At 40.4% G+C, this 12130-nt stretch carries 8 protein-coding genes; 5 read left to right on the top strand and 3 right to left on the bottom strand.

The window, feature by feature from the left end; all coding sequences use genetic code 11:
* Positions 1-172 precede the first annotated feature (172 nt).
* On the bottom strand, positions 173-3427 hold the full coding sequence (gene carB, locus ACT6XC_RS03050; RefSeq protein ID WP_443740752.1) for a carbamoyl-phosphate synthase large subunit: 3255 nt from the start codon (positions 3425-3427) through the stop codon (positions 173-175).
* Between the two features lie 366 nt (positions 3428-3793).
* Between carB and ACT6XC_RS03045 the strand changes: the two genes are divergently transcribed.
* On the top strand, positions 3794-4264 hold the full coding sequence (locus ACT6XC_RS03045) for an NUDIX hydrolase (RefSeq protein ID WP_443740751.1): 471 nt from the start codon (positions 3794-3796) through the stop codon (positions 4262-4264).
* 60 nt (positions 4265-4324) lie between these two features.
* Here ACT6XC_RS03045 and pheT read toward each other — a convergent pair whose 3' ends face one another.
* Together pheT and ACT6XC_RS03035 are read right to left on the bottom strand one after the other, a co-directional pair.
* The gene (gene pheT, locus ACT6XC_RS03040; RefSeq protein ID WP_443740750.1) at positions 4325-6667 is read right to left on the bottom strand and encodes a phenylalanine--tRNA ligase subunit beta; all 2343 of its coding nucleotides are present in this window, start codon (positions 6665-6667) and stop codon (positions 4325-4327) included.
* 133 nt (positions 6668-6800) lie between these two features.
* The gene (locus ACT6XC_RS03035) at positions 6801-7142 is read right to left on the bottom strand and encodes a helix-turn-helix domain-containing protein (protein WP_443740749.1); all 342 of its coding nucleotides are present in this window, start codon (positions 7140-7142) and stop codon (positions 6801-6803) included.
* Between the two features lie 143 nt (positions 7143-7285).
* Between ACT6XC_RS03035 and ACT6XC_RS03030 the strand changes: the two genes are divergently transcribed.
* The 4 genes from ACT6XC_RS03030 (at position 7286) to putP (ending at position 11875) form a co-directional block, all read left to right on the top strand.
* Positions 7286-7597: a YhbY family RNA-binding protein gene (locus ACT6XC_RS03030; protein ID WP_443740748.1), complete on the top strand. Its 312-nt coding sequence runs from the start codon at positions 7286-7288 to the stop codon at positions 7595-7597.
* 350 nt (positions 7598-7947) lie between these two features.
* Positions 7948-8628, top strand: a complete 681-nt coding sequence (locus tag ACT6XC_RS03025) for an epoxyqueuosine reductase QueH (protein ID WP_443740747.1) — start codon at positions 7948-7950, stop codon at positions 8626-8628.
* Positions 8629-8637: 9 nt separating this feature from the next.
* Positions 8638-10020, top strand: a complete 1383-nt coding sequence (gene argA / locus ACT6XC_RS03020; protein ID WP_443740746.1) for an amino-acid N-acetyltransferase — start codon at positions 8638-8640, stop codon at positions 10018-10020.
* A 307-nt stretch (positions 10021-10327) separates the two neighbouring features.
* Positions 10328-11875 carry a sodium/proline symporter PutP gene (putP, locus tag ACT6XC_RS03015; protein WP_443740745.1) on the top strand — a complete coding sequence of 516 codons (1548 nt, stop codon included), beginning with the start codon at positions 10328-10330 and terminating at the stop codon, positions 11873-11875.
* Positions 11876-12130: the final 255 nt, after the last annotated feature.

The raw sequence follows: 12130 nt of genomic DNA, 5'->3' as shown, positions 1-12130 counted from the left end.
TTTATGCCGTTGTTGCGTTTGGTCAAAATTTTCATTTGACGACGCAACTTTTGCATTTTTTTGTTTTTGGACAGTCCAAAACCGAGTCTTTCAGAGTTCCGGCTTTCGCCTGCATTGCTTCACTTCGTTCCGCAACGCGCTTTGCGCGCTCTTACAGCCTCTTGTCCGAATTTTAGCGTTTTATCATTGCATGGTATTCCTGCAATGATTTTACTCCGCCTTCACCGCCTTTTCCTGTTTTAACGGCTTCAATTCCCTGTACTGCGGCATAAGCGCCTGCTAATGTCGTAATGTAAGGAACTTTGTATTTAAGACAGGCTTTGCGGATTGTCTTTCTGTCTTCGGCATAATTGCGTTTTGCCTTTGGTGTGTTGATTACGAGGCAAACTTCTTTATTCATAATTATGTCTACAACGTCTGGACGTCCTGCGCCAATCTTGTTTACTTCTTCGCACTTAATTCCGTTTTCTCTGTAGAATTCGGCGGTTCCCTGTGTACATACAAGGGTAAATCCTAGTTTAGAAAGTGTTTTTCCAATGTAGAGAACCTGTCCTTTTAAGCTTTCTTTGTCGCTGAGCGAAATGAGGACTTTTTTGTTTTCCCATGGAGCTGGAGCGTGTGGAAGTTCTGAACCTGCGGCTTCCTGTGCCTTGTAATATGCGAGAGGGAAGTTGTCTGAAAGTCCGAGAACTTCGCCTGTTGAGCGCATTTCCGGTCCAAGAATCGGGTCAACGCCTGGGAATCTTGCCCACGGAAGAACTGCTTCTTTTGCTCCAAAATATGGAATTACCTTGTCTTTGAGGCCGAGAGATTTTAACGATTCTCCGAGCATCATTCTTGTTGCAAGACGAGCCATCTGGGTGTCGCAGACTTTGGAAACGAGAGGAACGGTACGACTTGCGCGTGGATTTGCTTCGATTACGTAAACTTTTCCGTCTTCGATCGCGTACTGCATGTTCATAAGACCGCAAACGTGGAGAGCTTCGGCAATTTTCTTTGTGTAATCTTTGATTGTTTCAAGATTTGCAAGAGGAATTGAAACTGGAGGAATTACGCAGGCAGAATCTCCCGAGTGGATTCCTGCAAGCTCGATGTGTTCCATAACTGCTGGAATATAAACGTGTTCTGAATCTGCAAGAGCGTCGGCTTCGCATTCGAGCGCATTTTTAAGGAAGCGGTCGATTAAAAGTGGACGGTCTGGAGTTACGCCGACAGCCTTTTCAACATATTCACTCAATGTTTTTTCGTCGTAGATAACTTCCATTCCACGTCCACCAAGTACAAATGACGGACGAATCATAATTGGGTAGCCGATTTTGTCTGCAATTGCCTTTGCTTCGTCAAAATTAACAGCCATTCCGCTTTCTGGCATTGGAATTTCAAGTTTTTCCATCATGTGGCGGAACAAGTCGCGGTCTTCGGCAATATCGATCGAGTCGATAGAAGTTCCGAGGATATTTACTCCGTTTTCCTGAAGTTCGCGTGCAATATTGAGAGGAGTCTGTCCTCCAAACTGAACGATAACGCCAAAAGGCTTTTCTTTTTCGTAAATCTGAAGAACGTCTTCGGTTGTGACTGGTTCAAAGTAAAGTTTGTCAGAAGTGTCGTAATCGGTAGAAACTGTTTCTGGGTTGCAGTTTACGATGATTGTTTCGTAGCCGAGTTCTTTGAGCTGCATTGCGGCGTGGCAACAGCAGTAGTCGAATTCGATTCCCTGTCCGATTCTGTTTGGCCCACCTCCCAAAATCATTACTTTTTTCTTGTTGTCAGTGGCAACAGAGGTGTCTTCTTTTGCGTTGTATGTTGAGTAATAATAGCAGGCATTTTCTACTCCGCTTACAGGAACTCTGAGCCATGCTTCTTTTATTCCGAGTTCGTTGCGACGTTTGCGGATGTCTTTTTCTGCAACTTTGAGAATTTTTGAAAGATATTTGTCGCTAAATCCGTCTTTTTTTGCCTGAATCAAAAGTTTGTCTTCTGGAACGTGTCCTGGATTTTTGAGCATTTCTTCTTCAAGGTCAACCATTTCCTTCATTTCTTTTAGGAAATATTCTTTTACGTAAGTAATTTTTGAAAGTGTTTCAAGAGAAACGCCTTTGCGGATTGCTTCATAAAGTTGGAAATATCTTTCAGAAGAAGAGGTTTTTAGCATTTCGCAAAGTTCGTCGGCAGATTTTTTGTTAAAGTCTTTTGCAAAGCCGAGACCAGCGCGTCCGTTTTCGAGACCGCGAATTGCTTTTTGGAAAGTTTCTTTAAAATTCTTTCCGATTGCCATAACTTCGCCGACAGCCTTCATTGAAGTTCCAAGTTCGTCCTTAGCCCCGCGGAATTTTTCGAAAGCCCAACGTGCGAATTTGAGAACGACATAATCTCCGTCAGGAGCGCCACCGAGAGTGTATTTTTCCAAAGTTCCGTCGCGCCAGTAAGGGATTTCGTCCAAAGTCATTCCAGATGCAAGTTTTGCAGAAATCAAGGCAATTGGGAAACCTGTTGCTTTAGAAGCAAGGGCAGAAGAGCGTGAAGTTCTTGGGTTGATTTCGATGATTACGATTCTTCCAGTTTTTGGATTGTGGGCAAACTGAACGTTGGTACCGCCGATAACACCAATGCTTTCAACGATTTTAAATGCCATTTTCTGAAGTTTCTGTTCGAGTTCCTTGTCAATTGTCATAAAAGGAGCGGCGCAGAAAGAATCTCCAGTGTGAACTCCGACAGCATCAATATTTTCGATTGTACAGATTGCAACCATCTGGTTTTTTGCATCGCGGACAACTTCAACTTCAAGTTCTTCCCAGCCCAGAATAGATTCCTCAATCAAACACTGGTGAGTGAGCGAAAGTTCCAGGCCATTTGCAACGATTGTGCGTAATTCTTCAACATTGTAGCAAAAACCGCCACCAGCACCGCCCATTGTGTATGCAGGGCGAACAACAAGAGGAAAGCCGATTTCTTCGGCAATTTTTTCAGCTCCTTCGACAGTGTGGCAAATATCTGAACGAGGAGTATCGATTCCCAGAGTTTTCATCGTTTCCTTGAAAATTTCGCGGTCTTCTCCACGTTCAATTGCTTCAAGGTTTACACCGATTACTTTTACGCCATATTTGTCGAGAACACCGAGTTTGTTAAGCTCCATTGCCATGTTCAATCCAGTCTGACCGCCTAAGTTTGGCAAAAGCGCATCTGGACGTTCTTTTTCGATAATCTGGCTGATTCTTTCAACATTAAGCGGCTCGATATAAGTAGCATCTGCCATAACAGGGTCGGTCATAATTGTAGCTGGGTTTGAATTTACCAAAACAATCTTGTAGCCGAGTTCACGCAAAGCTTTGCAAGCCTGAGTTCCCGAATAGTCAAATTCACATGCCTGACCAATAACAATCGGGCCAGAACCAATAATCAAGACTTTCTTAATGTCGTCTCTTTTCATTCTATGTTACTCCTATAAAAACCAATTTTATTTTTTTTAGGAGGGGGAAGTCTCCCCCTCGCTCCAAAGCCAAGCCGCTGTGCTTTGTTGGCTTTTCCGCTACCCCCTCTCCTAGGGCTCCGCCCTAAAACCCGGAAGTATCGGTTTTTCAAAAAAAAAGCCCGTTTCAAAAAGAAACAGGCTGACAAATTAGCAAATAAAAACAATATGACCGCAAACTTTAGTAACGAGAGTTGAACATATTTTTACATTGCTGCTAGTCATACTAAAATTGAATACTACAGGATTTATCAAAAAGTTTCAAGAAAATGCAAGGTATTGTAAATTATATTTTTTTGCAGTTTTGCTTGTGCTATAATTAATTTTATGAAATCTCAACTTACAACGCTTTGCTATATCGAAAAAAATAATTCTTACCTTATGCTGCACCGCGTAAAAAAACAGAACGACATAAATTACGACAAATGGATTGGTGTCGGCGGTCATTTTGAGCATCACGAAAGCCCGGAAGACTGTCTTTTACGGGAAGTTAAAGAAGAAACCGGACTTACGCTCAAAAACTTTGCTTTTCGTGGAATCGTCACTTTTGTTTCGGACGAAGATCCCGCCGAATATATGTGTCTTTACACTTCCGACAAATTTGAAGGAAATCTCATTGATTGTAACGAAGGCAGTTTGGAATGGGTTCCGTTTGAAAAAATCGAAAGTCTTGAACTTTGGGAAGGAGACGAAATTTTTCTCCGGCTTTTACGCACAAATGCGCCGTTTTTTTCGCTCAAATTGATTTACAAAAATGGAAAACTTGTAGAAAAATTTTTAAATGGAAAGGCAATTTAAAACAAAAAAACCGGTTATTTTCCGGTTTTTTTGTTTAAGATAAGCGCAACCGAGAAGTGGTTATTCTACATCGCAATTGTCTGCTTTTTCTGTTGTAATTTCTTTTCCAGCGGCGAGAGCTTTTTTTCCTGCAATCATAAAATTATGATTTTCGATTTTGTAACTTACTTTGCAGAACTTATCAATATCGATTTTTGCAGGTTTTTCGCAAGGCTCACTTCCTTCCAAAGAAATTACAGTTCCTGGAGCAGCCCAAGGGGCGGTTAAAAGTTCAACTTTTTCTTTTCCGTCTTCTGTATAATCGCAGGCAAGCAACATTCCACGGCTTTCTACACCTTTCATTTTGCGTGGAGCTAAGTTTGCCGCAATAATTACGTGTTTTCCGAGAAGTTCTTCTTCCTTCAAATATGGGCGCAATCCAGATTGAATGATTCTTGGTGTTCCAGAACCGTCATCCATTGTTTCGACGTACAGTTTGTCGCCCTGAGGATTGGTTTCAACTTTTTCGATTTTTGCGACTAAAAGTTCAATGTGGCTGTTAAAGTAAGCTGCCGGGTCTGTTTCTGCAGGGCTTACATTTCCAGCTGGTTTTGACTCGTTTTTTGTTTTTTCTGCCGATTTTGAATGTGGTTTTTCTTTTGGCATGAGTGATTCAATATCAATTTCGCCAGCAACACAAGGAACAATAATTCCCCAGTTTTCCAAAACCTGCGGATGAACTTCGCCAAAAACACCAACTTGTTTTCCGTTGAGCATGATTGCGGCCTGTCTTCCAGGAATAAAGCGAGGGTCTTCAACTTCTTTTACGTCATATTTGTGGTCGAGAAGGTAAAGAAGTGTGCTTACTTCGCTTGCAAGACTGTTAAAGTTTGCATTGTTGCAGGCTGTCATAAATCCAAGCGACTGAATTGTTTTTGTTCCAGTGTTTTCGCTTGAATCCAAGAAAGCAACTTTTCCGATTTCGAAAATTTTGTGAGGGAACACGGCCTGTCCAGCCTGGCTTTCTGCTCTCAGCAAAGAAGCAATGATTGAAGGACGAACAAACTGATAGTTTTCGCTCATAGGGTTTGAAATTTCGATTACATTTTCTGAACTTACGCACATGCGGTCGATATAGTCGCGTTTTGAACCAAGATAGTTAAAAATCATTTCCTGATAACCAAGACCGACCATAATTTCTTTTGCCTTGCGGCTAAAAAGCGTAACGTCAGAAAGCTGTCCAACTGTAAAATCGCTTGGACGAACAGGTTTAAAATTGTCCAGGCCAACGCCAATCATGACATCTTCGATTATATCAACTTCGTGTAAAAAGTCGTTTCTGTATGGAGGTGGATTGAGAACAAATTCAACATCGTTTTTATTTGCTTTGAGATAAGATGCAGTTTTTTCAGAAGCGTCAAAATCTTTGGCAGAAACATCGTTGTCCATTCTGGCAAGCGCATCCAAAACTTCATCTTTTGTCAAATCGCATCCAAGTTTTTTATTGATTGCCGCAAGTGTTGTTTTTGTTGATGGCTGGAAATAGAACGGAGCAACAACCTCTTTTCCGAGTGCGGTTTCGTATGGGTGAACAACTTTTACTGGCAAAATTTCATAACCTGCATCAAAAAAGTCGCAGGCAACAATATTTGCAGAAAGCATAAGGTTTTCCATGTTGTCGCCAGTAAGCTCAACCATAAGGTCTTTGTCGCCAACCTGCACTGCTCCAAGTGTTGCGGAATTGATAACAGGAGCCATCGAAAGAACTTCGTCAGTGTCGTCTGTCAAAAGCGGAAATTTCGGCAAATCTTTAATAATCCAGCCAAAATCCTTACCTTTTGGGTGTTCAGTTAAAATCTGACGGCAAGTCATAGGCTGCTCACACTGCAAAGGAACAAAAGAAGTCTTGTCAGGATCAACAGCCTTGTAATGACAAGGCCACTTAATATCAGCCATTCTGTAAACGCCCATAGAAATTGAACGGCGCTTGCGACCAAAGTTCCAGCAGAGTTTTTCCTGAGTCTGGATAATGTCTTTTAGCATTGGATCATCGATTGGTTTTCCAGAAATTACAAAACTTACCATATACGGACGAATATTTTTCATTTCTGGATCAACCGTAATTACGCGGTTTGCGCAATCTTTTATACTGTCTTTTTTAGACAAAAAAGAAGAATAATTTGAGCGTTTTGCGCCTTCATGAATACGGAGCTGACGGGTAACGCCACCAGTCGACCAAAGGTCAGGACGGTTTGTGTCGTTTAATTCGATTTTAATAACGCGTTCATTTTCCGGCTGAGACATATCTGGTTTTTCATCGAGTTCAGCTTTAGCAAAAGTAAGCTTTTTTTCCAAGGTGTCAAAGTCGTATTTTTTTCCAAGAAGATTAAAAAACAGATTTTCGTTTACTTCAATTTTTGGCATGATTTTCCTCTAATTTTCGCGTTTAATTGCCTTTAAAATAATAGAAAAATTATATCGAATTAAAACTTTGCTGTCCACAAAAGCAAAAGCTTCGCGAGGCTTGCACAGCTTTAAGAAAGTTAAAAGAGAGAGATTATTTTTTATTTCTGTCAGAAACGTGGTTTAGCGAATATAGATTTGAAGACGGCTTGTCCAAAATAAATTCAATCGCCTGATTTAATTTTAACTGAAGTTCTTCCTTTAAATACATTTGGTCGGAATCGTAACTTAAAAGAAATTTTGCATCGATGTTTAGGGCTTTGGAAATCGCTGTTAAAGTGTGGGCAGACGGCCAACGCCCTTTTTCCAGGTTGCGGATTGTGTTTACAGCAACACCGCTTTTTTCGGATAATTTTTCTTGTGTAATGTGCCTTTCGTGTCTGATTCTTTTGACGTTGTCACTGATTATTTCGCCAAGACTTTTATCGCTGTTCATTTTAGAAATTTATATCGGAATTACTTACAAAAACAGACTTACTTATTGTTGAAAATGTATCGAAATAACCAATAAGTTGCGGTTTACTAAGCGAAAAATCTCTTTAATTGATATTTTTTTCTACAAAAGATATTATTTCTTTTATGATTGAATTAACTAGCAAACAGAGAAAATTCTTGGAAAAATCCGCTCAGCCAATGTCGCCTCTTGTTTTGATTGGTGGTGCCGGAGTGACAGAAGAGCAGATAAAGCAAATTCAGGCAGTTATAAAAATTCACGAACTCATTAAAGTAAAATTTAACGAGTTTAAAGATGAAAAAAAAGAACTTGCAAGAACGATTGAAGAAAAAACAGACTCGACTCTTGTGCGTATAATTGGAAACGTTGCGATTTTTTACAAAGAAGCCGAAAAAATGGCTGACAGAAAATTTGTAAAAGGACTTTTAAAAGCGTAAAAAAATTTGTCGGTTTTTCTTGAAAAAGCGCAAGGTGTTGCCTGTTAAATTAAAATATTCTGTTATAAATTTGTTTTGATTTAGTTGCAGTAAAAATTCGTAAAGTCTTACCAGAAAAATAATTCTTTTAGAATCTGTTGCTGAATCCGGGCTTTTTGATAAGTTTTATCTTTAAGCCCTTTTGCAACTTTAAAAAGCGGAACGAACAATGCTGCGGCGGACGCGACGGCCGAAGTTGCCGTAGGCAATGAGCGTGAGCGAAGCCAGAGCGGCCGGTCTGACGGTTAAAAAAAACGCAAAAAAAAAGTCTTAAAACTGGCAGAAAAATGACGCCCGAAAATTCCCCAAAAATGGAAAAAATAAATTATCAAAAAGAGCTTGAAAAAATAATTTCGCAATTTTCGCAGAATCAGGATGGAATTAAACCTTCGCTTTTGCTGCATGCTTGTTGCGGACCTTGTAGCAGTTATGTAATCGAGTATCTTTCTGGAATTTTTGATATAACGATTTACTATTATAATCCGAATATTCATCCCGAAAATGAATATTTTAGGCGGCTTGAAGAATTAAAAAAGTTTTTGACGGTTTTTCCTAATGCCTTAAAAAATAAGGTTAAACTCGTTGTTGATGATTATAATCCGGAAGATTTTTTTGCTGCGACAAATGTCAGAAACGAAGTTGAGCTTCAAAAGGAAAGGGAACGCGGAGAACGATGCCGACGCTGCTATCGGTTGAGAATGAGCCGTTCCTGGGATTTTGCATGTAAGAATGGTTTTGACTGGTTTACGACAACTTTGAGCATAAGTCCGCATAAAGACAGCCAGATGATAAACGAAATCGGAATTGCGCTGGAAAAGGCGAAAAATGACGGTTTTGCACAGACGAGATTTTTGGTTTCGGATTTTAAGAAAAAAGGCGGATTTTTAAGGAGCACGCAACTTTCGGACGAGTATGGGCTTTGGCGGCAGGATTATTGTGGTTGCGTTTTTTCTATGCAAAATAATAAAATAGAAGAAAACGAAAATCTTTAAGGGAAAAATATGACGCAGGCTGAAAAATCGATTCAAGAAAGGGCGGACAGTATTCGCGATGTAATCCGGTATATTGGAAGGTTTAACAACGCGATTGTCGTAATTTATATTGACGATAGAATTATAGATTCGCCAATGTTTACGAGCCATATTCACGATATTGGGCTTATAAAGCAGTCTGGATTGAAAGTTCTTTTGGTTCCCGGTGCGCATAAAAGAATTGATGGAATTCTTTCAAAAAATTCAATTGAATGGACGAGTTGTAACGGAAGTCGGATTACTTCTCCGCAGGCAATGGAACTTATAAAAACCGCCGCCTTTGAAGTTGCAAACAACGTTATGACAAGCCTTGCAGGAGAGCACATAACTGCCGTAATCGGAAACTGGGTTCGGGCGCGCGGAAAAGGCGTTATAAACGGAATTGATTTTGGAACGGCCGGCGAAATTGACAAAATTGATGATTTGAGCCTGAAAACTGTTTTGGAAGACGGGTTTATTCCGATTTTTCCGTGTATTGGCTGGAGTCTGAACGGAAAACCTTACAATATTTCTTCGATGCAGCTTGCAACTCAGCTGGCTGTTCATTTGAAGGCGGACAAACTGTTTTTTCTTGTGCCAGATGGCGAAGTTACAGAAAAAAATTTTAAACTTCCTGAGGGAATTGGACTCTCGCCGGAAGGTCATGTGCCGGCTTTGAATATTGAAGAAGCTGAAGAATTTATTTCGGTTAATGAAGGTGAAGAAAAATTAAAAGCTTCTGACAAAAAAACTCTTTTTGAAAAAGAAAACGCCTTGCGCAAAAATATAATTTCGATTTTAAGGCTTTCCAAAGAAGCGTGTAAAAAAGGTGTTGCTCGTGCGCATATTTTGAACGGCAGTGTTGACGGAACTTTGCCGTGCGAAATTTTCAGCAATCTGGGTTCTGGAACGATGGTTTATTCATCGGATTACGGAAAAATCCGGGCAATGCGACGCGAAGATATTTCTCAGGTGCTTTCGATAATAAGGCCTTTTGTTTTGGACGGAATTTTGCTTCCTCGCACAGAAGAGCAACTCGAAGCGTCTTACAGCGATTACATTGTTTTTGAAATTGACGGTGCGGTTCGCGCCTGCTCTGCCCTGCATATTTACGACAGGACACAGGCAGAAATAGCGGCTGTTGCGGTTGATAAAACTTTTGCGCATATTGGAATTGGACCAAAAATGATTGCTTATCTTATCGAAAAAGCAAAAACGATAAATCTTGAAAGCATTTTTATTTTAACGACGCAAACCGCCGACTGGTTTGAAAGTCAGGGTTTTAAAGCTGATTCGGTTGACTCTCTTCCAGAAAAACGCCGGAAAATGTGGAACGAAAAGCGCGGTTCAAAAGTTTTTAGGCTTTTTCTTTAGTTTTTAAGCGGTCAAAATTGAACTGACCGCAAAATGCAAAAAAAAAACGATAAAACTTTTAAGAACGCAAAACTTAGCCCGTGCCGGAGCAGCGCGAAGCGTTAAAAAGCGTCCTGCGCTTTTTAATGGAGCAAAGGCGGAACTGCGCAGGGACGGTTTGAGAGAAAAATGCGCTCCATTTTATAATTATAAGTTTTTTTGTTTTAATTGAATAAACACGATATTTTCTGTAAAATTGTATTGTTATATAGAAACAAAATGATTAAAAGACAAAAATCTGGAAAAACCGGATTTTTTGGGAGTGCTTATGGATTGGACGTTGATAGCAAAAATCAGCGCTTTTGTTCTTTATTTGGGCGTGATGATTTATGTTGGTTTGAGTAATACAAACAAAAACAACACTTCTTCGGACTTTTTTCTTGGTGGACGAAATGTTGGTCCTTGGGTAACTGCGCTTTCGGCTGAAGCTTCGGACTCTTCTGCCTGGCTTTTGATGGGGCTTCCAGGCCTTTGCTATCTTGGCGGCGTAAAAGAAACTTTTTGGACTGCGCTTGGTTTGTGCGTTGGAACTTACATTAGCTGGCTTTTTGTTGCTAAGCCTTTGCGCAAATGTTCGGTTTCGTTCGGCGACTCGATTACGATTCCTGAATTTTTTAAAAATCGTCTGAACGACAAGAGCAACCTTCTTTCGGTTATTTCCGTAATTCTTATCGTATTCTTCTTTACGATTTATACAGCTTCGGGTTTTGTTGCCTGTGCAAAGCTTTTTAATTCGGTTTTTGGACTTCCGTATCATGCTGGTCTTGCAATCGGTCTTGTCGTAATTTTATGCTACACGATTACAGGCGGATATATTGCCGTTTGTACGACGGATTTTATTCAGGGAGCGCTCATTTTCTTTGCAATCGTAATTTCTGGAACAATTGCCGTAATTTCGTTGGGAGGACCTTCGGCGGCTCTGGCAAGTGTTCAGAGTTTTGATGCGCAGGCTGTTGCCGGAAATTTTGGCGAAACTATCAAAAATGTATTTGTCGCAAACAAAAGTTACAGCGCAATGAAAATTGTTTCTGCTTTAGCGTGGGGACTTGGTTATCTTGGAATGCCACATATTATCGTAAGATTTATGGGAATTGATTCTCCAGAATCAATCACAAAAGCACGCAGAATAGGCATTTCGTGGATGGTAATTTCTTACATTGGAACATTTGTAATCGGAACGGTTGGAACTGCTTTCTTATTAAAGCACGGAATTATCCTTGGTCTTGATGCAGGAACAGTTGTTGAAGGCGTAAAAGCGACTGGCGACGCCGAAACGATTTTTTCAGTAACAATGCAGAATATTTATCCAGCTTTTATTGCAGGAATTTTCCTTTGCGCAATTTTGGCGGCTTCAATGTCAACCGCTGATTCACAGCTTTTGGCGGCCTCTTCTGCTGTTGGACAGGACATTTATAAGGGCATTATAAAAAAGAATGCGAGCGAAAAAGAAGTTTTGAACGTAAGCCGCTTTACAGTATTTTTGATTGCCCTGATTGCACTTTTGCTTTCGCTTAATCCGAATTCTTCGATTTTTGGTCTGGTTTCTTATGCCTGGGCTGGGTTTGGCGCAACATTTGGACCGCTGGTTCTTCTTTCGCTTTATTGGCGCGGATTGACAGCAAAAGGCGCAATTGCTGGACTTATCGGCGGCGGCGTTGTCGTAGTAATATGGCACAAACTTTCGGGCGGAATTTTCAATCTTTACGAAATAGTTCCAGGATTTGTAGTTTGCCTTGTTCTTGCCGTAGCAGTTTCGTTAATTACAAAAAAAGACAAGAACGTGCTTGAACAGTTTGACGCTTACAAAAAAGCCTAAAAAAAATATAAAAACTAAAAAAACGGTGGTTTTGAAAATCAGTCAAAATCATCGTTTTTTTTTATTTTAAAGGAGCGCACCACAGCCACAAACCGGCTTCTTCACGGTTCCGCTCACGCTTCATTCAAAAGCGGAAAAGTTTTTCCCGCTTTTGAACGCTCCGCGCCGTTCCGATCCGGGCTAAGTTTTTCCGTAAATGCGGCATTTTCTCTTCCTGTTCTAATAGGAAAATGTTTTTTGTTTTAAGCGGAAAGG

The sequence above is a fragment of the Treponema berlinense genome, from assembly GCF_052273165.1.
Taxonomy (GTDB): Bacteria; Spirochaetota; Spirochaetia; order Treponematales; family Treponemataceae; genus Treponema_D; species Treponema_D berlinense_A.
The sequence above is the reverse complement of the archived record's forward strand: the minus strand, read 5'-3'. Positions and strand labels throughout refer to the sequence as shown.